This window comes from Pontibacter harenae, from assembly GCF_020907245.1.
Lineage (GTDB): Bacteria > Bacteroidota > Bacteroidia > Cytophagales > Hymenobacteraceae > Pontibacter > Pontibacter harenae.
Window position 1 is genome coordinate 77,414 of sequence record NZ_JAJJWH010000006.1, and the last position, 25,586, is coordinate 102,999.

Here is a 25,586-nt window from a genome sequence, read left to right on the forward strand (position 1 = left end):
TTTTCATCCTGCTCCTCTTTTTCATTTACTCTGAGTTTAGTTTTAGGCTAACTTTATATGCTTTTTTATATCCAAAAATTTATAAATATCGTAATGTATTAAAAAAATACACTATATGTATATATACGTGATTGGTAAAGTGTAAGAAGCATATGATGGCTTTATACAAAATGTTTGGTAAAAATCCAGCTTCGTGGCTGTGCAATAAGATTGCTGTATTAGTAACTGTTTTCTTCTTGCTTACTCCTGGTGCTTTAAAAGCTCAATTTGAAACAAGAGGTGACGCTACAAGAGTTACAGATAATTGTTACAGAATTACAGAAGATAAACAGAATCAGCATGGTGCCATTTGGGGAACAGAGAAAATAGATTTTTCTGAGCCATTTAGGTTGGACTTCGTTATTTTTTTAGGAAGTAAAAATAATGAGAATAATGGCGCTGATGGACTAGCGCTTGTGTTTCATGATGATCCCAGAGGTCGAGATGCAATTGGAAGTACAGGAGCAGGATTAGGGTTTGGGCCTCTGTTTTATTCTAAAAGCAGCCAAGCTATAAAACCATCAGTTGCTGTAGAATTAGATACGAGAAACCACGGAGGACGAGTGAATGATTTAGAGGAAGATCATACTGCATTAGTTTACAACGGGGAGATTAGAAGGCAAGTTGCAGGTCCTGTTGCTATCGATCCAGCTAAACCAAATGTTCAAGATAATCAGTGTCACGATTATACAATTACTTGGGATCCTATTACACAAGAGTTGATGATGTTATATGATAATGTAGTTCGTCTCAGACATAAAGATGACATTATAAACAATGTTTTTAAGGGTGTAACACAGGTGTATTATGGCTTTACTGGCTCTACAAGCGAATCTTATAATGAGCAAACTGTTTGCGTACTAGATAACGATAATAACATGCCTGTTGCTGTGAATGATAAAGCTGAAACACAACAACATGATGCTGTCTCTATATTTGTTTTAGGGAACGACTCGCATACAGCTGGTGCCAAGATTTTTCTTACGGGTGTTGTAGAACAGCCTAGTAACGGTACAGTGGTGGTTTCAGGGAATGAAGTAGTATATACTCCCAGAGAGTGGTTTAGTGGTAAAGATACTTTTACCTATCAGATAAGTGAATCAACTTCTAATTCATGCTATGCAAAGCCTACCACGGCTCAAGTGGAAGTAACAGTTATTTGTAAAATCGTACAGCAGGAAGTGCCAATAAAGGTTGAAGGTAAGAATGTTATTTGCGAAGGAGATAACGTAATGCTGCGAGTGCCTTATATGGATGAATCCACTTATCAATGGAAATTGAATGGAGTGCCTGTAGGAGATAATCTGTCTGAATACGTTGCTACTTCATCAGGTATTTATACTGTTGAAATTAGTTCGGCTTGCGGCACTGCGCGCTCTACAAACGTAGCTGTAGAGGTTGTTTCTGCGCCTGCTGCACCTGTGGCGGAAGATGTTGGCAGGTGCGGGCCAGGTAGCACTATGTTGACTGCTACAGGTGGGCATGATGGAGCTTATCGGTGGTACGAATCCCAAAAAAGTACTGTGCCTCTGACTGGGGCAACTGGCAGTACTTTTACAACACCTGATCTGCAGGAGACCAAAACGTATTATGTTTCAATCGTGTCTGCTGCAGGGTGTGAAACTTCTAGAGTACCAGTTAAAGCACTTGTTTATGACCTTCCTGCTGCAAACGCTGGCGAAGACATGTCTATAACCTTAGGCGGTCAGGCCAACCTGAGTGGGTCGGGAGGAACCAGCTACAGGTGGGAACCAGAGGCTTCTCTGGATAACCCAAATATTGCCAACCCTATTGCTAGGCCAGAGGAAACGACAGTTTACACTGTAACCGTCACAAACGAAGCGGGTTGTGAGTTCAGCGACGAGATGACTGTGTATGTGGAGAAAGAACTCGGTATTCCCAACGCCATCTCCCCAAACGGCGACAACGTAAACGACAATTGGGTAATCAAGAACATAGACACGCATCCGAACGCACGGCTTGAAATTTATGACAGGTGGGGAAGCAGGCTCTACGAAGCGGTAGGCTACAAGAACGACTGGAACGGGTACTATCAGGGCAAGGTGCTGCCCGCCAGTACATACTACTACCTCATCACACTGCGGGGCGAAAGAAAGCTAACAGGCTCCATCAGCATCGTTTATTAATATCGCTATGGTTAGAATTATACTTCAGCTTGTTGTTTGTTTCTTGCCCTTTCTTGCTGTTGCGCAGCAGAAGCCGCAGTACAGCCAATACATGATGAACAATTTTTTGCTGAATCCTGCCATAGCTGGTATAGAAGATTATACGGATGTGAAACTGGGCAGTCGTTACCAATGGGCTGGGATTGAGGGCGCTCCTATGACGGTTTATGTAAGTGCGCATACAAACCTGTCCAATTCAGGTAAGAGAATGCCCTCCTCTAGTAGTTCTCCATCTTTTTCGGGCTTGGCTAAAAGAGGTGAGAACAGGAGCTACGACAGAAATCGCCATGGCGTCGGGGTAGTTGTGCTTCACGATGAGATAGGGCCTTATAAACGAACGGAGGCGTCTTTGTCCTATGCCTACCATATTCCGCTAACGTCAAAAGTAAAGTTATCTGCAGGCTTGTCAGCAGGGTTTTTCCAGCAGGTGCTGAGCGGGGACGAACTGGAGTTTGAAGACCCAGCTGATATAACAGCAGGAGGCTGGCGTTCTTTTAAGCCAAATCTATCTACAGGATTGTGGTTGTATAGCAGTAATTTTTATGTTGGGGCATCTGGTACACAATTGCTAGGGCAGGCTTTCTCTTCTACTAACGAATCTAACGGTTCCTACGCGGCACAAAAACATTATTTTTTAACAGGAGCCTATAAGTATGATATTACTTCTAAGCTAGCCATTTTGCCATCTGTTATGGTAAAATGGACGCAGCCCATGCCTGTTTCAATAGATTACAACCTGCGCCTTGTTTACCTGGACAGGTTCTGGACAGGTGCTTCTTTTCGATCTGACAAAAGTGTGGCCCTCTTGGCTGGGTTGTCGCTTAATCAGTTATTTGATTTTGGGTATTCCTATGATTTTGGTGGCAGCTCACTAAGTAGAGAAAGTGGAGGAAGCCATGAGGTGATTTTAAGTATAAAGCTCTTCAATGAACATAGAGTTCTCTGTCCGCAAAGCTTGTGGTAGTCCTATACCAATCAGTTTAGTTGCGATAAGTTCGTGTGACTAAACTAGGTAAACCAGACCTAAAAACTTTATTTGTTGTTATTTCAACGCCTTCTTGCCAAATTGCTTTCAAATTAGCTTACACACTTATATAGCCCTTTGATAAATCGGAAACAAAGTGGTAAATAAGTTTCGATATAAGTAAATTGTCGGCATAAAAAATATATACCATGCAAGAATTAGGAGAAATAAGCAACATTCTTTCTGATAGAATAACTGCTCTAGAAGAATCTGCAACCATAGCCATGGCTAAAAAAGCTCGTGAGCTTGGAGCACAAGGATTTGATGTAATTAACCTGAGCTTTGGAGAGCCAGACTTCCAAACGCCACAGTATATTAAAGATGCTGCCAAACAGGCTATTGATGAAGGCTTTACCTTCTATACACCAGTTCCTGGCTATCCAGAGCTACGTCAGGAAATTGCAAACAAACTAATGCGCGACAATAACCTGGATTATAAGCCTGAAAATATTGTCGTATCTACAGGTGCGAAGCAATCCATCGCAAATGTGGTGCTTTGCCTTGTAAATCCTGGCGATGAAGTAATTATCTTCTCTCCGTACTGGGTTTCTTATGAGGAGATTGTAAAGTTAGCAGAGGGTGTGCCTGTAAAAATAATGGGAACCCTGGAAAACGACTATAAAGTAACAGCAGAGCAACTGGAGCAGGCTATTACTCCGAAAACAAAGCTTGTAATGTACTCTTCGCCAAGCAACCCTACGGGGGCTGTATTTACAGAAGAGGAATTGCAGTCGTTAGCTAAAGTGCTGGAGAAGCATCCGCAGGTGCACATTATGGCTGATGAAATTTATGAATACATCAACTTCGAAGGCGGGCATGCGAGTATGGCTTCTATCGATGCTGTGAAAGACCGTACGATAACTGTAAATGGCTTCTCGAAAGGCTATGCGATGACGGGCTGGCGTGTTGGCTACATAGCCGCTCATAAAGATATTGCCACTGCCTGTGATAAACTACAAAGCCAAATAACTTCTGGTACAAACTCTATCGCTCAGAAAGCCGCTGCTGCTGCCCTTAAAGGTGGAAAAGCCTCTGCTGAGGAAATGTCTGCTGCATACCTGCGCCGCCGTAACCTGGTGCTGGATCTGCTAAAGGATATTCCTGGTTTTGTAACGTCGGTGCCAGCTGGTGCTTTTTATATTTTCCCTGATGTAAGTGCTTATTTTGGTAAAAGCCACAACGGTAAAACTATCAATTCTGCCCTGGATCTGAGCATGTATATTCTTACAAATGCACACGTGGCAGCTGTAAGCGGCGAAGCCTTTGGTGCGCCGCAGTGTATTCGATTCTCTTTTGCCACTTCCGACGAAAAACTGGTTGAGGCTTTTACCCGCATCAGATCTTGTCTGGCGGAACTTCAATAATGACAGAAATCAAAAGTATAGAAGACCTATTTTCTGCCTTCGATAAGCTAACCGTACTTATTGTCGGCGATGTGATGATAGACTCCTACCTATGGGGGAAGTCTACTAGAATTTCTCCTGAAGCCCCCGTGCCCATTGTGAACGTGGTGAAGCGGGAAAAACGGTTAGGCGGAGCTGCCAACGTGGCGCTTAATGTACAAGCATTAGGCGCTACGCCCCTGCTCTGCTCAGTTATAGGCGATGACCAGGACGGTGCCGATTACCTTCGCCTGATGGAGGAGAAAGGCCTTAGTACAGAAGGTATAGTGCAGAGCCTGGAGCGCGTAACAACCATTAAGCACCGTATTATAGCTGGCGCACAGCAGCTGCTTCGTGTAGACTCTGAGATAGAGTATAACCTAACGGAGTATGAAGAACGCCATTTAGAAGAGCGTTATCGGCAGTTGTTAGCACAGGCCGATGTGGTTATTTTTGAAGATTACGATAAAGGAGTTTTCTCAGAAACTAACATCAGCCGCTTCATACAGCTAGCACGCAAGTTGAATATTCCTACCGTAGTTGACCCCAAAAAGAAAAACTTCCTGAGTTATGTTGGGTGCACCTTGTTTAAGCCCAATCTTAAGGAGCTGAAGGAGGGCCTGAAAGTAGACTTTGCCGATGAAAACCTTCCTGCTTTTGAAGATGCTGTGAAAGACTTGCAGCAGCACTTACAAGTAGAGCAGGTGTTAGTAACGCTCTCGGAAAGAGGTGTATTTGTGGCTGACGGAGAAGAAAAAACATATCTGGCTGCACATAGAAGATCAATTTCTGATGTTTCGGGTGCTGGCGATACCGTTATAAGTATAGCAGCTTTATGTATGGCGCTCCGAACCTCAATGCCTTTTGTAGCTGGGTTGAGCAACCTGGGTGGTGGCTTGGTTTGTGAGCAGGTGGGGGTAGTGCCTGTTGATAAGCAGCGTTTACTGGAAGAGGCACTACATGTAAGGCTATTCGATACAAATGAATACAGAAAATCTTAATCGCATACTTTACGGCAGCAAACTGAGGGCTTATGCCATCATGCGCTGGACGACTTATACACTTACCTTACTTTCTATCGGGCTACTACTTTATGCACATGGTGTGGTAGAGAGACCCGATACGTTACGAGTATTATTCTATGCCATAGATGCTATTCTGGCTATTTTCGTCATTATCTTTTTCCTGCGCATACTGTACACTTTCGAGCGGAAAAAATTTTTGAGGGAAAAGTGGGTAGAAGGTACTTTGATGTTGATTATACTGATCAACCATATCGGTACTTATCTGCTAGGCATACCTGTCATTTACAATATCTTTGAAGGTATTGGGGTGCCACTGTCGGTAGAGCTTTATCGGGTGCTGGTTTCGCTTTATATGCTGGTTTTACTGGTGGTAGAGCTGTTGGAAACGAGAGTCCACCAGAAAACAGTACAGCTCAGACCGTCTATTACCTTTATTCTTAGCTTCATATTTCTTGTACTATTGGGTGCAGGGTTGTTTATGCTGCCCAAGATGACGAATGCACCTGAGGGCATGCGCTTTATTGATGCCCTATTTATGGCCACAAGTGCCGCCTGTGTAACAGGTCTGGCTGTGGTAGACCCAGGTACTTATTTTACTTTTGCAGGGCAGGTTGTGTTGCTGTGCCTTATTCAATTGGGTGGCTTGGGTATCTTGACCTTTGCAACGTTCTTTGCCTCCATCATGCGGCAGGGAATAGGTTTAAAACAAAACGCTGCAATGCTTGCCCTGTTAGATAGTGAATCACTTTTCTCTACCAAAGGGCTATTGCGTAAGCTCATCTTTCTCACCCTAACCATAGAAGCTATAGGGGCTGTTGTTATTTTTATGTCCTGGGGGCCAGAAACCGAGTTTGTAAACCTGGGGAGCAAGTTGTTTTTCTCCGTTTTCCACTCAATTTCTGCTTTCTGTAATGCTGGCTTTTCGCTGTACCCAGCAGGCCTTTTTACAGAGCCTGTACGTTTTTCCTACATTCTGCACCTGACCATAGCCATGCTTATCATTCTTGGAGGATTAGGATTTCCGACTGTACTGGATGTGCTCTCTCCAAAAGCGATGCGAGAACGACTGCATGCTCCCTGGAAAAACTGGAAAATGTTATCTAGAGTAACTATTTATACTTCTACGGCGCTGATAGCAATAGGCATGGTTGGCTTCTTTTTGCTGGAGTACTACAACACGCTTGCTCAGCTAAACTTTGTAGAGGCATTAATTACCTCTTTTTTCCAATCGGTTACTACCCGTACTGCAGGTTTCAATAGCGTAGATATCTCTGCACTAAACGTACCTACACTGCTGATGTTTATCTTCTTGATGTTTATCGGAGCATCGCCTGGTTCTACGGGTGGCGGTATAAAAACAACCACCTTTGCAGTGCTTTTGCTGGCTGTAGGAGCTACCATTCGTAACAAGCGCAACCTTGAAATCGGGCACCGTACAATTCCGCATTCTGTGGCTTACAAAGCCTTTGCTGTGTTTACGTTCGCGGCACTTATCAATATTACGTTCATTTTTATTCTTTCCATTTCAGATTCTCAGTTCGATATTCTGAAAGTGGCTTTTGAGCAGGTTTCTGCCTTCGCAACGGTCGGTCTCAGTACAGGCATCACTGCAGGCCTTTCGGATGTGGGTAAGATCGTGATTATCCTTTCGATGTATATAGGCAGGGTAGGTACGCTTACGCTGGCACTGGCCTTGAGTACAAGAGCACCTTCTACGGCTTACAAATATCCTGAAACACACCTGGTGGTGGGGTAGTACGGAAACAGTAGGAAACGATACATTTTCAAGCCACGGCATAAGGGAATGGTCCAATAACAGTGGCCCGTTCCCTTTTTTGTTATGACTGTCATGAGGTGCATTGTCAGACAGTTTCTGTATTCCTGTATATACCTATGGAGCAGTGTTATTTTGAAAACTTAACTGCCATCGAGGCAATTATGGCTACATTGTGATTAGACGTAGTGGTTTCACGGGTAAAGATATCCTGCTTGCTGCTGAGCCACCTGCCTTCGATGCGGCACATAACAGATGGTGAGGGGGCGTAATCAAGATTGGTCGAAAAGCCTGCAGTTTTGAAGGGAGCAGTAGTGGCGGTTGAGACAATTGCAGCATCCTCGTCAGAATAGTACTCCGTGCGCATAGCAACAGCCCAACTTTTGTTTATAGTATAGCGGGTAATAAGAACAGGAGAGTACCAGAAATTGTAGGTATAGTCTCACTTATTTTCCTGCTCTATGCCAAAATCGAATCCTGCGGTAAGAGCCAATCTTTCCATAATAGAAAACTGGCCGTATAAATTGTGGAAGTAGCGCATCCTGCGTGCCGCATCAGGATAATCTGTTCCGATAAAGGTGCTCCAATTGAAAAGCATGCTCTCTGAAGGGCTGTAGCTTACCTGTGTGCCAAAGGCCGGTAAGGAGTTTCCGTTAAGACGCCTGATGCGCTGCCAGCCGTTGCATACCAGTGCCGAGAGGTGCCATTTATCGTTTGGGGTAAAGGAAAATTTTGCGCCAGCCAGGTATTAAGGTGAGTTTTCTGCCAGCAGCGAACGAGTCAACGTCATGTTTTCCGAGGAGATGGCGCTTTCAAAACCGATGTGGGAGGGTAGTATACCTGCGTCTATCCAAAGTGTGCGTTGCTGGTTAAGATCCCTACGTTTGCCTCGAATACGTGTTTGAATAAATCCTGCTCTGCGGCATAGTTGTCCTGAGCATAAGTGCCAGCCTGTAAGGCCAAGTTAGCCCTATACCTGCTGTGTTCCGCCGCAACTTTAACAAAACCCAGGTTTAGGTTAAATTCGTTGTGGCGGTTGTGGTTGTAGAGGAAAGGCTGGCGGTAATCGGTAGTAGGTTTATCGAAGTCATAGGCGTAGTATACATCTAAAAATCCTGGAAAAGTTATGGATGGACTTACCTGTACTGTGCTGTCATGTTGAGTAAAACCAGATTTTGGAAAGAAGAGGAGTAGTGAAAGCAGGGAAATGCAGAATAAATTCAGTTCTTTCTTCATGAGAGCTATAAAGAAGACAGCCTGTTGGTTATAAACCTAAGCTTTGTTGTACTTTAACTGAGATTTAGGATTATAGCCAACAGGCTAACTTTATGGGTACTTTTGTGCTAAACCTTAACCATTTCCCAACGCCAAACTACCGTACTCCTTCACCGTCTGAACAAAACATTTTACTTTCTCGGGGTCAGTGTCTGGGTAAACGCCGTGGCCGAGGTTGGCGATGTGCCGCTGCGGACCAAACTCCTTCAGCATTTTAATAGTCTCGTGCTGAATGGTATCGAAGGAACTGTAGAGCAGGCATGGATCCATGTTGCCTTGCAGCGTCTTATTTGGACCAACTTGTACACGTGAAGTTTTAATATCCATGTTCCAGTCCAAACCGATTGTTTCGCAGTTAAGCTTGCTGAAATCTTCTAAAGCAAAAAAGGCACCTTTGGCAAATACGGTAACAGGTACATTGCGGATAGCATTACAAATCTCGCTGATGTATGGCAACGAAAACTCGCGGTAATGCGCAGGTGAAAGAATCCCAGCCCATGAGTCGAACACCTGAATCAGGTTTGCGCCTGCTTCTACCTGTGCTTGTAAATAAGCAATAGTGGTATCCGTGATCATACGTAGCAACTGGTGCGCCAGCTTCGGGTTGGTGTACAGCATACCACGGGCATGGGAGAACGTTTTAGAACCGCTTCCCTCTACCATATAAGCCAGTATAGTCCAGGGAGCACCAGCAAAACCGATCAGTGGCACACGGCCGTTCAGGGCTCTCTTTGTTACTTTGATGGCATCTAATACATAGTGCAGGTGCTCGTGTGGGTCTGCTACACGCAGCCTTTTCAGGTCTTCCTCGGTACGGATGGTTTTCGGGAACAAAGGCCCTCGCTTCTCCACCATCTCATAGGTGCAGCCCATCGCCTCTGGCACTACAAGTATATCTGAAAAGATAATTGCAGCATCCACATCCAGTATATCTACAGGCTGAATAGTTACTTCAGCAGCCAAGTCTGGCGTTTCTACCAGTTCTTTAAAACCACTCAAGCTATTACGTACAGCTCTGTATTCAGGTAAAATGCGGCCAGCCTGGCGCATGAGCCAAACAGGCGTGCGTTCTACAGCCTCACCCCTTGCAGCTCTAATAAGCAGATCGTTCTTCAGTTGCATACCGCAAAGATACTGAATAATATCTTTTTAGAAGAAAATCAGACCCTATGTGTGCGTAAGTTAAGCTTGAAATTTACGCAGCAGACATCCTGTGACAGCTTGATAGGAACAAGTTTCAAAGGTTCTTAACTACTAGATTAACTGGGGTTTTTAAGGGTTTATAAGTATCTATTTGTGCCAAAATACTAGTTTAAAGATTTTTATGTCATTTATAATTAATTGGTTTATAATATGTTGGATGTGCTTATGAGCTGTTTAAATAGTATCTATAGGGGGAAAGACGCCGTAAAGAGTATTCAATTAGCACCCACGATTAGGTTTATGTAGAAGTGAGGCATTCCTAATTCTCATACAACCCTCACATCATCTGATACTATATATTATGGAAGTAAAAGAGGCTTTTGAAGTACTTGAGAATTATGATTTGTGGCTGGTAATAATTGTACTTGCTCTGTTAGCTACTGCTGTTATACCCCGTCTCCTGGCAAAGTATCCTTTTTCGATGCCTGTGTTGTTGCTGGGCTTAGGAGCTGTCGCTATACCCTTAGGGTTAGAGGCTCCAGATCCGATTGAGCAGGGCGATTATAAAGAGCACCTAACAGAACTGGGAGTAATCATATCCTTGATGGGAGCAGGCTTGAAAATTGACAGACGACCTAGCTTAAAAGGCTGGAGCGTAACCTGGCGTCTTTTGGGTATAACCATGATTATAACGATTGCACTTGTTGCCTTAACAGGTTGGTGGCTGGCAGCCTTCGCCCCAGCCTCGGCTATGCTGCTAGGAGCCTGTCTTGCTCCTACCGATCCTGTTCTAGCCTCTGAAGTACAGGTAGGCGCACCACAGGAAGGTTCCGAAGATGAAGAAACAGAAGATACAGATGAGATAGGCCATGGCGAGGAAGATGAAGTGCGATTCGGACTTTCTTCTGAAGCTGGTTTGAACGACGGTCTAGCCTTTCCTTTTACCAATATGGCAATCGCCATGGCAATGGCTGGTGCTTACCCTGGCAATTGAATAAAATCAGGTTTTTGGTAGATGTGCTGTATGAGTTAGGAGTTGCCGCAATAATAGGCGTGAGTTTAGGATACGTACTGGCTCGCTTTATTATGGCTATGCCTGCTAAAACTGAACTGGCTAAATCAATGGTAGGCTTAGGGGCTCTGGCTGCTACACTTCTTATCTACGGAGTTACAGAGTATGCAGGCGGATATGGCTTTATTGCTACTTTTATTGGAACTGTTGTTATCAAAAATTACGATCAGAGTCACGAGTACCAGAAAGCCATGCATGCCTTCACAGAAAAGACAGAACGGATATTGATGTCTGTAATTTTAATAGCCTTTGGTGCTGCTGTTGCAGGTGGCTTGCTCTCTTCGCTCACTTGGCCAATGGTTATTTGTGCGGTGATTATTGTATTCATAATACGACCTATTGCAGGTGTGATCGGGCTGGTTGGTTTCAACCGTGCTCCCTGGCGCGACCGCTTTGCTATCAGTTTTTTAGGTATGCGAGGCATAGGGTCATTTTATTATTTGGCCTATGCCTTAAATGAAGAAGATTTTGAGGGGCCTGAAGAACTCTGGGCTCTTGTAGGTTTGGTTGTGCTTATCACTATTTTTGTGCATGGTATATCGGCCACGCCAATCAATGAAAAGCTCGACGAGATGAGGGAAAAAGAAAACAAGGCTTTAAATTAAAGGCTTATTGCTCTGTAAAAAATAAAGCGGTTAATGCCGATACTATAAAGTTCACCCCGATAGAAAGTACAATAAAGCCCATGATGCGCGAAAGGGCGGCCAGACCAGACTTACCCATAAACTGTGTTAGCCTGGAGGAAAAGCGCAGGATAATATAGCTAACAGCGGCAAGCAAGACAATGCCTACCAATATCTGCACCATATCAAAAACGGAGAGGGAGGTAGTAAATAAACCTATACTAACGGCGATAGAGCCTGGGCCTGAAAGCATCGGCATAGCTAATGGCGTAAAAGAAATGTCTTCTTTTTGCTGGCCTTCCTCTACTACCTCTGGCGAAATCTTTTTCTTGTTTGCACCCGGTGTAAGCAGGTCGAAGCCTGCTTTCATAATCATCAAGCCACCTGCAATGCGTAGGTCATGAATACGGATGCCGAAAAAGTTGAGTACATATTGCCCCGTCAGGAAAAAGACGGCTAAAATACCAACCATATACATACAGGCTTTCAGGGCCTGCTGGTTTCGGTGCTCTTCAGTGTCGTCTTGCGTCAGGGTCAGGAAAACAGGCATGGCCCCAAACGGGTTAACAACAGTGAACAAAGCTGAAAAGGTAGCCAGAATTATTTCCATTAGTTAGCAACTCGAGTTTTGAAGGAATAAGCTTTAAAGCTAACAAAAGCTTATTCTACTTTCAAAATATTTAGAAGGCTACTTTTCCTAATAGTATAAAGACTAACTCTGCCACAGCAAGTGCAGACATGCCCAGTGCGAAGTTCTTGTAAAGTTTTCTTCTGCTAACTTTTTTTGGGTTATCGCGATAAACTACCTCGTAAAGAATTTTAGGCTTGCTGCTTTCTTCTGTATTCTTGTTTAGCAATCGCTCTAACGATCGCTGTAAGCGAGGAAAAGCGTTCTCGTTCTTGGAAATATAGTCAACAGCTCCTGCATCAAGCAAGTTATCTACAACGGCTATATCTTCCTGCCCCGAAACTACAATAACAGTAATAGGAATGGAAAGGCTTTTAAGCTGTTGTAAAACCTCTAAGCCATTCAATACCTCGTTACTGTAAATTGGAGAGAGCTTGTAATCAAGAATTACCACATGCTGCTCACTTGCCTTAAGGTGCGACTTCTCGATGCCCTGTAGCTCATTTATAAGTCTTTCTCCTGCCGAATATTTCTTATACTCAATCTGTCGCAGCTTATCATTAAGGTGAATCTCCAGGTAGTCCTGAATCAGTTCTCTGAAGAGAATGTCATCTTCTACGATGTAAATGTTTGTCTTAGATTTCATTTTCTAATTTCTGTTTTTCAGATTCTACATTTTTGATCAATGAAGCTACACTGTTTTTTAAGGCAGGAAATCGGCTTCGAATCTTTTCCAAGCATTGTTCACCTTTTATGGAGGCTAACTGATCGTTAACTTCGTTGCTTCTGAAATAAGACAGACTAAACTTTAGCTTGTAGAGAATATCTTGAAATGTTTTTATGTCTCCCATGTTTTCAGCTTTTTCAAGTTGAATTAGGTATTTAGGAGTTGTGTCTAAAAACAGTGAAAGATATTTTAACAACTTTTGAGTATTTGAGAGTCCTAACTCTTCAAAAAAACTGTAATTCAGCATTTTATTGGTGTTCTGTATAAGGATAATTATACTTTGTGTACTTCTTGCTTTACAAAGCTAAATAATCAAATTGTTATAGTAAACTAATTTTGCTACAATTTTAGAGGAAATAAAAGTTGTTGTTTTTGCTTCTTTTTATCTTTTATAAGTACAATTTATGTGATGCGGTTTTTAGCTTCATATTTGCTTGTTTTTGCTGCTTTGTTTCGTCATACTTATAGGGTATTCTTTAGAGTAGACGCAAACAAATTGTTAACTTTGCCGCTAAACCTCTATAAAAACTTATGAAAGGAGAAGTAAAGCTCGGTATATTAGGTGGCGGTCAATTGGGGCGTATGCTCATGCAGGCAGGCCTGGATTTTAACCTCTATACCTTAGTTTTAGACCCCGATAAAAATGCCCCTTGCAAAGACATTTGCAACGAGTTCTATACTGGCAGTTTTCGTGATTTCGATACTGTGTATGGATTTGGCAAAAAGTGCGACATCGTCACCATCGAGATTGAGCACGTAAATGCCGATGCCCTGGAAAAGCTGGAGCAGGAGGGTGTAAAAGTATATCCCGATGCGCGCACAGTACGCACCATTCAGGACAAAGGACTTCAGAAGGAGTTTTATTTAAAGCACTCCATCCCGACAGCCGATTTCAAAATTCTTAAAGATAAAGAAGAGCTAGAGCAAAACCTGGGCTTTTTGCCTGCTTTCCAGAAGCTGCGCCGCGAAGGCTACGATGGCCGTGGTGTAACGCGATTAACCAGCGAGGCAGATTTAGGAAAAGCTTTTGAGGAGCCTTCGGTGCTGGAAAAGTTGGTTGATTTTGAGAAGGAAATTTCCGTTATAGTTGCGCGTAACGCCAGGGGAGAGGTGTCGGCCTTTCCTGTTGTGGAGTTAAGCTTTCACCCAGAGCATAACCTGGTAGATTCGTTGTTTGCGCCTGCCAATGTACCTTATAAACTCCAGCGCCTGGCTATCGAAATTGCTACACGCGTTATCGAAGCTTTCGAAACGGTAGGTATACTGGCCGTAGAAATGTTCCTGACCAAGGACGGACAGATACTAGTGAATGAAGTGGCACCGCGTCCGCACAACAGTGGGCACCATACCATAAAGGCAAACTATACATCGCAATACGAGCAACACCTGCGTGCAATCCTTAACCTGCCGCTAGGTTCTACTGACATCCAAAGTGCAGCCGTTATGCTCAACCTGCTAGGAGAACCTGGCTACGACGGTGAGGCCGCTTATGAAGGGTTACAGGAGGCGCTGTCGGTGCCAGGGGTGTACATTCATTTATATGGAAAAAAGTATACACGGCCTGCCCGCAAGATGGGGCATATTACAGTGCTAGGAAAAAGTATAGAAGAGGCACAGCAGCGTGCGGAATCAGTTAAGAACGTAATAAAAGTAAAAGCATAAAATGGCCGAAGAAACAACACAACAGCCGCAGGTAGGCATTATTATGGGCAGCCAATCTGACCTGAGAGTAATGGATGCCGCTGCCGAGATACTAGAAACCCTTGGGGTTCCTTTCGAACTGACAATTGTATCAGCGCACCGCACACCGCACCGCATGATAGAATATGCCGAAACAGCTCGTAAGAAAGGCCTGAAAGTAATTATAGCAGGTGCGGGTGGTGCAGCCCACTTGCCAGGCATGGTGGCTTCGCTAACAACGCTTCCTGTAATTGGTGTGCCTGTAAAGTCTAGCAACTCTATTGATGGCTGGGATTCGGTGCTGTCTATCCTACAGATGCCAGGAGGTATACCAGTGGCTACCGTTGCACTGGACGGAGCTTTAAACGCAGGCATACTGGCCGCTCAGATTATAGGAACTACCAATGCCGCTGTGGCCGACAGGCTGGAGAAGTATAAGAATAGTCTGAAAGAAAAAGTAATGCGCTCGGTGGAAGAGCTGCGAAGAGGCGATCGGGACCTGGATTAAATTTAACGATAGTTAATATAACAGAAGAGGCTGCAATCAATTGCAGCCTCTTCTGTTACTATGCCACTACAGGCCTTTCCATCCAAATGGTGCAGTCGAAATGCTCTCCATTGCCTAAGGGTTTGTCGAGACTTACAAAGCCAAACTGCTGGTATACTTTCACTGCCTGAGCCAGTTCAGGCATGGTTTCGAGATAAAGGCTGTTGTATCCGTTGTTTTTTGCTGCTTCTATACACTTTTCCATCAAGGCTTTCCCAAGTCCTTTTCCTCTTGTTTCGGGCAGGAGGTACATTCTAACTAATTCGCAGGTGCCTTCTGGAAGCCCTTCCGTTGGATATATGCCAGCGCCACCAACTACCTTACCATCCAATTCAGCTACAAAGTAGCAGCTGCGGTCTACTTCAAATATTTCACTAAGGTGGTCGGTGGAGGCATCGTAATAGGCAGTGCCAGGTTTGTTTGCCTTAAATTCTTCAAGTGTTTGCCTGATGATAGAAGCCAGCGCTTGATTATCTTCTGAGGTGATTGATCTAATTTGGATGTTCATGAAAAGGATAAACAGTATAATGTTGGCTCATGTAAAGCCAAGTCTTTATTTCTTATAAACAGCAAAATAAGGACTTCTTCAAGCCATTTACAAGAGCGAGGGCATTTCGGTAGAGGAGTCACGGAAAAATAAAACACAGCCGCAACACTAGCGAACGGCTAGTAGCTGAATAGCCAGGCTAGCAGGAAAAGAAAGATTAAAAATATAAGACTGCTCCCAAGGCTGCCTTTGAAAGACTGAAGTCAGCATTAAGTTCGCTTGTGCCTTCTATGTGTTTTGTATAATTGATTAGGTTGACCTTTAGCTCAACCCCAACCTTTGGTACAGGAAAAAAAACGGCACCAGTGGCAGCATTTCCATAAAGGCTCTGCGCGTTGTTTCAGAGAGTATTGAATTGAGAATTTTGAACTATATTACCTGCTGGTTGGCCTGGTGACACTGGCTGATAGTGCCCAGAGCTTTGTTTGAGTTCTACTTTTGTTTTTTCGGAAGAGAATCCTGCGTTACCTTCGGCAAACAAAGTGAATCTGTTGCTCAGTGGCATGAAGTAACGAGCAACTGGCCCAAAACCAAACGCGTTTTCCTTTAGCTCATAGTTGCTTTGGCTTATGTAGGTAGTGTAGCCAGAAGAGCTTGGAATAGGTATCTGTGAAATTGACTCAGCTTTGGTTCTGGAAGTATTATACCACCCCTGCAGGCCAACCATCCACCTTGAACTGACAAAATAGCCAACAGTAGGGGATACGTTTATACTAGCGACTTTTGTGTTGGCATCGGGCCTTTGTATGCTACCGCCAGCATGAAGTCCTGTGTAAGTACTGCCTGCACTTAGTTGAGCAAAAGCACCGTGTACAGAGGCCACAATCAAGGCCAAAACTAAAACAGCTATGTATCTTTTCATCTTGATAAAATGTTTCTAAATATGTAGAATATTTTAAGATGAAGTATCTGCGTTAGACATAAAAAAAGCCCCGCTGAAACCAACGGGGCTTTTCTATATAAATGTGTCTTTTATTACTTGTTTGTGTTGCCGTCTACTTCTTCGTAGTCAACATCGGTTACACCGTCACCGTCGGCAGTTGCACCCTGAGCTCCACCAGCCTGTCCGTTTCCGTCAGCTCCTGGCGCACCGCCTGGCTGACCTTGCGTAGCTGCATACATCTCTTGCGATGCTGCGCTCCAGGCGTTGTTCAATGCTTCAAGAGCTGCGTCTATTCCTGCTACATCTTTAGCACCATGCGCAGTTTTTAACTGACCTAATGCGTTTTCGATATTAGATTTGTTACCGTCAGATAACTTGTCGCCGTACTCTTTCAGCTGCTTCTCGGTTTGGAAGATCATAGAGTCAGCTGTGTTCAGCTTCTCGATCTCTTCCTTCGCACGCTTGTCGGCTTCTGCGTTGGCTTCAGCTTCCTGGCGCATGCGCTCAATTTCCTGCTCGCTTAAACCAGAAGAAGCTTCGATACGGATCTTCTGCTCTTTGCCAGTAGCTTTGTCTTTTGCAGTTACGTGCAAGATACCGTTGGCATCAATGTCGAATATAACTTCAATCTGAGGTACACCACGTGGTGCTGGCGGAATATCAGCTAGGTGGAAGCGACCAATCGTACGGTTATCGCGGGCCATTGGGCGCTCGCCTTGCAGTACGTGTATCTCCACAGACGGCTGGTTATCAGAAGCCGTAGAGAATGTCTCAGACTTCTTCGTAGGGATAGTTGTGTTAGCTTCAATCAGCTTAGTCATCACACCACCCATTGTTTCGATACCCAGTGAAAGTGGCGTTACGTCTAGCAGAAGTACGTCTTTTACTTCACCTGTTAATACACCACCCTGGATAGAGGCACCAATCGCAACTACCTCGTCAGGGTTAACACCTTTAGATGGCTTCTTGCCGAAGAACTTCTCAACTTCTTCCTGTACTCTAGGAATACGGGTAGAACCACCAACCAAAATTACTTCATCAATGTCAGAAGTAGAAAGGCCAGCGTCTTTCAAAGCCTGACGGCATGGCTCCATAGAGCGACGGATCAGGTCATCAGAAAGCTGCTCGAACTTAGCGCGAGTCAGTTTACGTACCAAGTGCTTTGGCACACCATCAACTGGCATAATGTATGGTAGGTTTACTTCAGTTTCGTTGGAAGAAGAAAGCTCGATTTTCGCTTTTTCAGCTGCTTCTTTCAGACGCTGCAACGCCATAGGGTCTTTGCGCAGGTCTATGCCTTCGTCGTTCTTAAACTCATCTGCAAGCCAGTTAATAATTACCTGGTCAAAGTCGTCACCACCAAGGTGTGTATCACCGTTCGTAGAAAGTACTTCAAATACGCCATCACCAAGCTCTAAGATAGAAATATCGAAAGTACCGCCACCAAGGTCGAATACCGCGATTTTCTGGTCTATGCTTTTCTTGTCCAAACCATAAGCAAGCGCTGCTGCTGTTGGCTCGTTAATAATACGCTTTACTTCCAGACCAGCAATCTGGCCAGCTTCTTTTGTAGCCTGGCGCTGTGCATCGTTGAAGTAAGCTGGTACGGTAATAACCGCTTCTGTTACAGTTGTACCTAGGTAGTCTTCGGCAGTAGCTTTCATTTTCTGAAGCACCATCGCAGAGATTTCCTGTGGGGTATACTGTCTGTCGCCGATCTCAACACGGATGGTGTTGTTACCACCTTGTACCACTTTATAGGATACTTGCTTTGCCTCGTCGCTTACTTCGTTGTAGCTGTGGCCCATGAAGCGCTTGATAGAAGCGATAGTGTTTTGTGGGTTTGTGATCGCCTGACGTTTTGCAGGATCACCTACCTTACGCTCGCCGTTACCGTTGTCTAAAAAAGCAACGATAGACGGAGTTGTTCTGCGGCCTTCGCTGTTTGGTATAACCACTGGCTCGTTACCTTCCATTACGGCAACGCATGAGTTAGTTGTACCTAAGTCAATACCTATTATCTTTCCCATTCTATAGTTTTATTATTAATTCCGAATTCAACTCTTAACTGTTATTACTCTTTTAACAAGCTATGTGCCAAGCAGGAAATGGCTAGTTTTTTATGTCAATCTGTCACTTTTGCAAGCAAGCTTTTACCTTTTGTCTGACTTGTGTTGCGATTAGGCTTCTTCCGCGACATTATTTCCTGAGTTACTTTTAAACCTCCTGTAAATAGCAGTATAGTACTCGTTTGGGAGCATTAAGTATATTTTTTTAGTTGTTGACGAGGTGCTGCTTTCAAGTTATACTCCGATTCAGACCTAAAACAAAAAGCCCTCCGATCGGAGGGCTTTTTACTATGAATACATATACTTTAATGTGCTACAACCATTCTGCTGGTAGTAGTTTTCCCGTCTGCATTAATGCGATACAGGTAAATACCGTTCTCTAGATTTGTACCATCGAACTGTACACTATGGTTGCCTGCGGCTTTGCTTTCTGCTACCAGTGTCTTAACTTTTCTGCCTACTATGTCATACACTTCAACTGTAACAGGTCCTTCGTTTGCTACACCATAATTAATGGTAGTAACGCTAGAGAAAGGATTCGGATAAGTAAAGCTTTTCTCCCACAGTTCAGGACCAGCCTGTAAGGCCGAAGTAGATTCTGTAGAGGCCACAGGTTGCGTGTTAGCTTCCCAACTAGTGTGTGTGCGCGTAATAATTACGGCGAACTCTGCTCTTGTTACGTGCTGCTTCGGCTTGAAGGTAGCTTCCAAGGTAGGGAACAGGTCAAAAGTGCCTTGCTTTACACTATAATAGGCGTTGATCAGGTTTAGTTCTAGTGCCACGCTTACATAGCCTTCTAAACCAGCTGGAATGTCTGCCGCATCTTTTATAGGAATGGCTTTACCATCAACGGTTACAGTTACGGTTTTGCCGTTACGCTCTAGGGCATACTCCTCCAAACCAAGGCTTTGTACCAGCGAGTAAGCTATTTCTGCTCTGCTCACTTTGCCGTTCGGGTTAAACCTACCAGTGCTGGCAGGCAACATGACACCTTTATAAGCATGTAATCTGTCTTTAAGTGCTGCACCTTTTGCCGTTACAGATTCAGCTAAAAGCAGGTCGTTTCCTGAAATGTCTCCGAAAGACACGGCACCGTTTGTTGGCTTATACTGGCGTATGGCTTGTCCCATCATCAGGTAGTCGGCCAGCTGAATTCTTTTTAGCGGCTCGTCTGGTTTAAAGCCACCGCTCAAGCCATCCATCAGACGGGCGCTAACTGCCATTCTGATAGAGCCTTCTGCCGCATGCCCCACGACATCATTTAAACCAGTAGAGCCTGTTAATTGTGAAGCGGTTAGTGTTCCAGTGATGGTTTCTGGTAAAGCAATGCCTTCCAGTCCTTGAACTCTAAGCGTCCAGGTGCCAGGGGTAGGAGAGGCCACTGCTACGCTACGGTCGAAGTATAAAGCAAAAGCAACTGGTATTCCAGATCGATATTCTGTACCGTTAGGCGCTACCAATATGAGGTTAGTAGAATTGCCTGTCTGTCCTGCCAAACCTCCTGACATAACTTTAGCCTCTAAAGCTGTCGTACCGTTGGCAACCTCAAATGTGATAGCATTACCAGTTGTTAGCACAGGGTTATAGTCGATGGTGAAGTCTTGTGTAGTGGACGTCTTCTGAACGCTGCTCTTGAAGCTTCTGTTCAGGTTAAGTGCAGTACCAAAAGCAGTATTTCTGTAGATGTAGTCTACGGCTGCATAAGCGTTGGCGTAACCAGCCCCTACTTCCCAAGACTCACGGTTTGGCATATTGGTGGCAGTTTTCTGCAGAATGTCTTTTACCTGAGCTGGAGTAAGCGCAGGATTTGCCTCTAACATCAAGGCAACTATACCAGAAACATGTGGTGTCGCCATAGAAGTACCACTCATGTGCGTGTAAAAAGGTACATGTGCTGGGTCAAGTTCTGCTACATCCTGGTCTGCGGCAAGAGTTGTTACAGGAGCAATTACACGTGTAGATACAATGTCTACGCCAGGCGCTACAAGTGTTGGTCTGTTCTCAAAAGTCCATACTTCGCCATCAATAGAAAATGAACCGCCTTCGCCTTTTACTCCTCTGGAAGAGAAATCAGCAAGCTGTCCGTATTTATCGCCTGCACCAACAGATATTACCCAAGGAGCAACAGCATAAGGGTTATGTGTATCGGAAGTAGGGCCATCGTTACCTGCTGCAAAAACAGATATTATACCTCTATCATATGCTAGCTTTGAAGCAATGTTAACAGGGTTGAAAGGGTCGAAGTCTCCGCTTGTACCCCAGGAGTTGGAGATAACTCGGATACCATACTCATACTGATGCGTTAGTGCATAGTCGTAACCGCCGATTGCATCCAGTATAAACAATGCAGCGCCTGAGCCATAGCCAATTAGATCAGCTCCAGGTGCTACACCTTCGTACATACCACTCGATTTTGCTCCGTTGCCACCTACTGTACCAGCGCAGTGTGTACCGTGACCTGAGTTAGTATCTGTGTTCGGTACGTTCTCGAGGTAAGAAACTGGTAAAAGAGAACTCCAGCTATTTAAGTTAGTAGTACCCATTACGTTTTGCACCAGGTGCGTGCCTAGCTTAATGTCATCGTGGGTGCCATCTACACCGCTGTCATTTATCATAACACCAATGCCTTTGCCCGATACAGGCATGCCATTGTTTCTGGCAATCATTTCTTTGTCTGTTCTCAGCCTTTTTACACCAGTAAGGTGTGTGCCGTTGTAGTTGTAGTAGGTAAGTTTCTTGTTGAGGTACACCGACTTTACTTCTGGCCTCTTTGATAAGGCGTCTACCTGTGCGGCAGTTGCTAGCACACCAGCTATAGGTAAAGATTGTAGAGTGATGCCTTGGGTGATGCCGAGGCTGCTAAGTAAGCCCAACTGAGCCGAAGTAGGAGCGCCTTTACCTTCGAAGGTAATGATAACTGCAACAGGAGATGTGCTTGTTTGCAGTGTCTGTAGGAGCTCTCGGTCGATTACTTGAGCAAGTGCGCCACTGGCAAATAATAAGACAGCGCAAATAAAGGAAATAGCTTTTTGCATAAAGGAATAGTTAAAAGTGTTACATAGAAATTGGATTGATATTGATTTGTATTAAAAAGTAAAAGCGCTGATTAGATGATATAAATAGAAGTTTTCTTATATATCAAATCAGCGCATAACCGTAATGTTTTAAGATTGTTTTTCGAAATTTCCTGATTTTACTGTTTTGGTGCTCTTAAGGTTGTTGTTGAAGAACATTTTTTTAAGCTGACCTACATGTAAATGAAACCATAATAGTATTATGTTTATATTGAATAATAATTTATTTGTTTTTTTATTGCACTATTATGGTGTAGTAAATACTGAAATGTAAAAAGAGGATACTGTATTAATGATTATAACTTGCTAATAATCAGATTCATTTTATTAAATCTTATACAGAAGGGGGTGATAATTGGGCAATGGTGGGAGAAATTACGTGCTCTTATCAGAAAAATATGTGTGAATCAGTTACTTTGAAGTGCTATTAAGCGATAAAAGACCTGTAAGGCTACATAAGTGTAGGCTGTGTTTGCTTTTCTTGCTAAAGTTTTCTAACTCAAAACTCCAAACTAATCTAATCAACATAATTTCTATTCATGAAAATAGGATTACGCAGAACAGGTACTGTCGCTTTGTTGCTGTACGCATTGGCAGTAGGCTCGCCTGAAGCTGTTGCGCAGCGGAAAAAGGTAAAGACCAGCAAGAAGAAAGAGACTGCTGCTCCTTTTGATACGAGCATGTACAACGGCCTTAACTGGCGCTCTATAGGCCCTTACCGTGGCGGCCGTTCTGCAACAGTAACAGGTGTGCCTGGCAAACCAAACCTCTACTACTTTGGCTCTGTGGGTGGTGGCGTATGGCGCACCACCGATGGCGGTTCTACCTGGGAGAGTATCTCGGATGGCTTTTTCGGAGGTTCTATCGGGGCAGTGGCGGTAAGCGAGGCCGACCCGAATGTTATTTATGTAGGAGAGGGCGAGAAAACAGTTCGCGGTAATGTGTCGTCGGGCTTTGGCGTGTGGAAATCTGTGGACGCAGGGAAAACCTGGCAACATACAGGATTAAAAGATTCAAAACACATAGGCCGTATCCGAATTCACCCACAGAACCCTGACATTGTTTATGTGGCTGCCATGGGCGATCTCTACAAATCGAATGAGGAACGCGGTGTTTTTAAAAGTACTGATGGCGGCAAAACCTGGAAACGCACCTTGTTTGCGAACAAAGATGCTGGCGTTGTGGACCTTGTGATTGATCCGTCTAACCCAAGGCACCTGTACGCCACTACCTGGAATATCCGCCGTACTCCTTATAGTTTAGAATCGGGTGGGCCTGGCTCTGGCATCTGGAAAAGTACCGATGGCGGCGACACCTGGAAAGACATTTCTAAAAATGAAGGATTGCCAAAGGGAACGCTAGGTATTGTAGGTATAGCCGTATCACCTGTAAATTCGGAGCGTGTGTTTGCAATGGTGGAGGCAGAGGAGGGCGGACTTTTCCGCTCCGACGACAGCGGACTGACTTGGCGCAGAGTAAACGATGACCGCAACCTGCGCCAGCGTGCCTGGTACTACACCCGTGTGTATGCCGATCCGAAAGACGAGGATGTGGTGTATGTGATGAACGTAGCTTATCATAGGTCTAAAGACGGTGGCCGCACCTTTACATCAGCCTACGCGCAGCACAGCGATAACCACGACCTCTGGATTGCCCCTGAGAACCCGTCGCGCATGATAATAGCAAATGATGGTGGCGCACAGGTAACAACTGATGGAGGCATGAACTGGAGTTCTGTAGACAATCAGCCTACAGGTCAGTTTTACCGCGTGGTTACGGATAACCATTTTCCGTACCGCATTTACGGTGCGCAGCAGGATAATTCTACCGTACGCATTGCCCACCGCTCTAACGGCTATAGCATAACAACAGACGATTGGGAAGAAACAGCTGGTGCGGAAAGTGCACATTTGGCTGTAAATCCTGAGAACCCCGAAATTGTGTACGGCGGTAACTACGGTGGCTTCCTATCTAGGGTAAACCACGACAATGGGCAGGAACGTGTGATTAATGTGTGGCCTGATAACCCGATGGGACACGGCGCGGAAGGTATGAAGTACAGGTTCCAGTGGAACTTTCCGATTCTGTTCTCTCCGAACGATCCGAAGAAACTGTATACCACTTCTAACCATGTGCATGTTACCTACAACGAAGGCCAGTCCTGGGAAACCATAAGCCCAGACTTAACGCGTAACGACTCTACAAAATTAGGTCCATCAGGCGGCCCGATTACGAAAGACAACACCAGCGTGGAGTACTACGGTACAATTTTCGCCATCAACGAATCAGCGATAGAGCCAGGAGTTATTTGGACGGGTTCGGACGATGGCCTGGTGCACGTAACCCACGACGGTGGCAAGAACTGGAGCAACGTAACGCCGAAGAATATGCCAGCATGGATCATGATCAACAGCATCGATCCGCACCCAACTGTAAAAGGAGGAGCGTACGTGGCAGGCACCATGTATAAGTCGGGCGATTTCAGGCCATACCTTTACAAGACTACCGATTACGGTAAAACCTGGACAAAAATAACGTCAGGTGTACCAGAAAACCACTTTACCCGTGTGTTGCGTGCCGATAAAAAACGTGCTGGTTTGCTGTATGCAGGTACTGAATATGGTATGTACATCTCGTTTAACGACGGCCAAAGCTGGCAGCCTTTCCAGATGAACCTGCCGATCGTGTCCATCACGGACTTAACCATTAAAAACGATAACCTAATTGCTTCTACCCAAGGTCGTGGTTTCTGGTTAATTGATGACCTTACGCCGCTACACCAGCTGAATGCGAATGTGGCTACTAACAAGTTCCATCTGTATAAGCCATTGGACACCTACAAAATGAACGGAGGCAGTAGAGGATCATCTAAAACAGCTGGCGAAAACCATCCTGGCGGTGTAATGTTGTACTACCACCTACAGCAGAAGCCCGACTCTACCACTGTTGTGAAGCTGGAGATTCTGGATCAGCAGGGAAATTTAATTAAAACCTATGCGACGGATGCAAAAGAGCGTGGCGAGAAACTGGCGGTGAAGGAGGGCCTGAACCGCTTCGTGTGGGACATGCGCTATCCAGAAGCAAGTAGGTTTGATGGTATGATTTTATGGGGCGGAGGCACTCAAGGTCCAAAGGCAGTACCTGGTACTTACAAAGCCAAATTAACGGTGAACAAAGAAAGTCAGGAAACTGACTTCACGATTCTGCAGGACCCAAGAACTAATGCTAGTCCTGAAGATCTGCAAGCTCAGTTCACATTCCTGATGGAAGTGCGCGATAAACTGACGGAAACCCACGATGCGATCAAAGACATTCGTACCATGCGCGGGCAGCTGAAAACCCTTACAGGCAACCTGAAAGGCAACGATAACTATAAACCTATTGTGGAATCGGCTAAGGAAATTGAGAAGAAGATCACGCAGATTGAAGAAGCGCTGTACCAGACCAAGAACCGTTCCGGGCAGGACCCGCTCAACTATCCGATCCGCCTGAACAACAAACTTGCAAACCTGGTAGGGCAGGTAAGCACAGGCGACTTCCGACCAACCGAGCAGGCGTATGCGTTTAAGAAAGAAATCACGGCTCAAATAGATGCGCAGCTTAACCTTTTACAGCAAGTGAAGCAGCAGGAAATACCTGCTCTGAACAAGATGATTCAGGAAAAAGAAGTTGATTTTATCTCTGTGAAAAAGGATGAAAAGAAAGACGGTGCTTCGCCAACTTCATCTGTAAAATAATTTACTAGCCGAACAAATTGAAGAGGCCCTGCCAAAATTGGTAGGACCTCTTTTTATTAAGTGTGTTTTCATTTGATGCTGTACCAGCATCGGAACTAATAAAACTATAGAACCTTCTCGACTACTAATGTAGCTTTGTTTGTTTCGCCTT

At 44.6% G+C, this 25,586-nt stretch carries 19 protein-coding genes and 1 pseudogene; 10 read left to right on the top strand and 10 right to left on the bottom strand.

Annotated features, from left to right (window positions below):
* Positions 1-152: 152 nt before the first annotated feature.
* The 5 genes from LN893_RS05075 to LN893_RS05095 all read left to right on the top strand — a co-directional run bounded on the left by LN893_RS05075 (position 153) and on the right by LN893_RS05095 (position 7,412).
* Entirely contained in the window at positions 153-2,186 is a 2,034-nt protein-coding gene (locus LN893_RS05075; RefSeq protein ID WP_229968717.1) for a lectin-like domain-containing protein, read from the top strand.
* 7 nt (positions 2,187-2,193) lie between these two features.
* Positions 2,194-3,189 carry a PorP/SprF family type IX secretion system membrane protein gene (locus LN893_RS05080; protein WP_229968718.1) on the top strand — a complete coding sequence of 332 codons (996 nt, stop codon included), beginning with the start codon at positions 2,194-2,196 and terminating at the stop codon, positions 3,187-3,189.
* A 209-nt stretch (positions 3,190-3,398) separates the two neighbouring features.
* Positions 3,399-4,613 carry a pyridoxal phosphate-dependent aminotransferase gene (locus LN893_RS05085; RefSeq protein ID WP_229968719.1) on the top strand — a complete coding sequence of 405 codons (1,215 nt, stop codon included), beginning with the start codon at positions 3,399-3,401 and terminating at the stop codon, positions 4,611-4,613.
* Positions 4,613-5,632 carry a bifunctional heptose 7-phosphate kinase/heptose 1-phosphate adenyltransferase gene (locus tag LN893_RS05090; protein ID WP_229968720.1) on the top strand — a complete coding sequence of 340 codons (1,020 nt, stop codon included), beginning with the start codon at positions 4,613-4,615 and terminating at the stop codon, positions 5,630-5,632. The genes LN893_RS05085 and LN893_RS05090 overlap by 1 nt, the downstream gene beginning before the upstream one ends.
* Positions 5,613-7,412: a TrkH family potassium uptake protein gene (locus LN893_RS05095; protein ID WP_229968721.1), complete on the top strand. Its 1,800-nt coding sequence runs from the start codon at positions 5,613-5,615 to the stop codon at positions 7,410-7,412. The genes LN893_RS05090 and LN893_RS05095 overlap by 20 nt, the downstream gene beginning before the upstream one ends.
* Positions 7,413-7,560: 148 nt before the next feature.
* Here the strand turns inward: LN893_RS05095 and LN893_RS20485 are convergent.
* The 3 genes and pseudogenes from LN893_RS20485 to hemE form a co-directional block, all read right to left on the bottom strand.
* A pseudogene (locus tag LN893_RS20485) lies at positions 7,561-8,337 on the bottom strand (outer membrane beta-barrel protein).
* Entirely contained in the window at positions 8,277-8,666 is a 390-nt protein-coding gene (locus tag LN893_RS20490; RefSeq protein ID WP_255709890.1) for an outer membrane beta-barrel protein, read from the bottom strand. The pseudogene LN893_RS20485 and the gene LN893_RS20490 overlap by 61 nt, the downstream one beginning before the upstream one ends.
* Before the next feature lie 114 nt (positions 8,667-8,780).
* Positions 8,781-9,827, bottom strand: coding sequence for a uroporphyrinogen decarboxylase (gene hemE / locus LN893_RS05105; protein ID WP_229968722.1), 1,047 nt, complete (start codon positions 9,825-9,827; stop codon positions 8,781-8,783).
* Between the two features lie 382 nt (positions 9,828-10,209).
* Here hemE and LN893_RS20495 point away from each other — a divergent pair, with 382 nt between their 5' ends.
* Positions 10,210-10,842 carry a cation:proton antiporter domain-containing protein gene (locus tag LN893_RS20495; protein WP_255709891.1) on the top strand — a complete coding sequence of 211 codons (633 nt, stop codon included), beginning with the start codon at positions 10,210-10,212 and terminating at the stop codon, positions 10,840-10,842.
* On the top strand, positions 10,839-11,525 hold the full coding sequence (locus LN893_RS20500) for a cation:proton antiporter domain-containing protein (RefSeq protein WP_255709892.1): 687 nt from the start codon (positions 10,839-10,841) through the stop codon (positions 11,523-11,525). Before LN893_RS20495 ends, LN893_RS20500 begins: the two co-directional genes overlap by 4 nt.
* A gap of 4 nt (positions 11,526-11,529) precedes the next feature.
* Here LN893_RS20500 and LN893_RS05115 read toward each other — a convergent pair whose 3' ends face one another.
* The 3 genes from LN893_RS05115 to LN893_RS05125 form a co-directional block, all read right to left on the bottom strand.
* Entirely contained in the window at positions 11,530-12,153 is a 624-nt protein-coding gene (locus LN893_RS05115) for a MarC family NAAT transporter (protein WP_229968723.1), read from the bottom strand.
* Between the two features lie 70 nt (positions 12,154-12,223).
* Positions 12,224-12,817, bottom strand: coding sequence for a response regulator (locus LN893_RS05120; protein ID WP_229968724.1), 594 nt, complete (start codon positions 12,815-12,817; stop codon positions 12,224-12,226).
* Positions 12,807-13,145 (bottom strand): hypothetical protein, encoded by a 339-nt coding sequence (locus LN893_RS05125; protein ID WP_229968725.1) that lies wholly within the window; start codon positions 13,143-13,145, stop codon positions 12,807-12,809. The genes LN893_RS05120 and LN893_RS05125 overlap by 11 nt, the downstream gene beginning before the upstream one ends.
* A gap of 284 nt (positions 13,146-13,429) precedes the next feature.
* Here LN893_RS05125 and LN893_RS05130 point away from each other — a divergent pair, with 284 nt between their 5' ends.
* Positions 13,430-14,560: a 5-(carboxyamino)imidazole ribonucleotide synthase gene (locus LN893_RS05130; protein ID WP_229968726.1), complete on the top strand. Its 1,131-nt coding sequence runs from the start codon at positions 13,430-13,432 to the stop codon at positions 14,558-14,560.
* 1 nt (position 14,561) lies between these two features.
* On the top strand, positions 14,562-15,086 hold the full coding sequence (gene purE / locus LN893_RS05135) for a 5-(carboxyamino)imidazole ribonucleotide mutase (protein WP_229968727.1): 525 nt from the start codon (positions 14,562-14,564) through the stop codon (positions 15,084-15,086).
* Between the two features lie 58 nt (positions 15,087-15,144).
* Here the strand turns inward: purE and LN893_RS05140 are convergent, their stop codons facing one another.
* From LN893_RS05140 to LN893_RS05155, 4 genes are all read right to left on the bottom strand, one after another.
* Positions 15,145-15,633, bottom strand: coding sequence for a GNAT family N-acetyltransferase (locus LN893_RS05140; RefSeq protein ID WP_229968728.1), 489 nt, complete (start codon positions 15,631-15,633; stop codon positions 15,145-15,147).
* Between the two features lie 379 nt (positions 15,634-16,012).
* Positions 16,013-16,534 (bottom strand): outer membrane beta-barrel protein, encoded by a 522-nt coding sequence (locus LN893_RS05145; RefSeq protein ID WP_229968729.1) that lies wholly within the window; start codon positions 16,532-16,534, stop codon positions 16,013-16,015.
* Positions 16,535-16,647: 113 nt separating this feature from the next.
* Positions 16,648-18,585: a molecular chaperone DnaK gene (dnaK, locus tag LN893_RS05150; RefSeq protein ID WP_229968730.1), complete on the bottom strand. Its 1,938-nt coding sequence runs from the start codon at positions 18,583-18,585 to the stop codon at positions 16,648-16,650.
* A 344-nt stretch (positions 18,586-18,929) separates the two neighbouring features.
* Positions 18,930-21,659 (bottom strand): S8/S53 family peptidase, encoded by a 2,730-nt coding sequence (locus LN893_RS05155; protein WP_229968731.1) that lies wholly within the window; start codon positions 21,657-21,659, stop codon positions 18,930-18,932.
* A 578-nt stretch (positions 21,660-22,237) separates the two neighbouring features.
* On the opposite strand from LN893_RS05155, the gene LN893_RS05160 reads away from it, so the two are divergent.
* A complete protein-coding gene (locus tag LN893_RS05160; protein ID WP_229968732.1) occupies positions 22,238-25,435 on the top strand; it encodes a VPS10 domain-containing protein in 3,198 nt (1,065 codons plus the stop codon).
* Positions 25,436-25,586 lie beyond the last annotated feature (151 nt).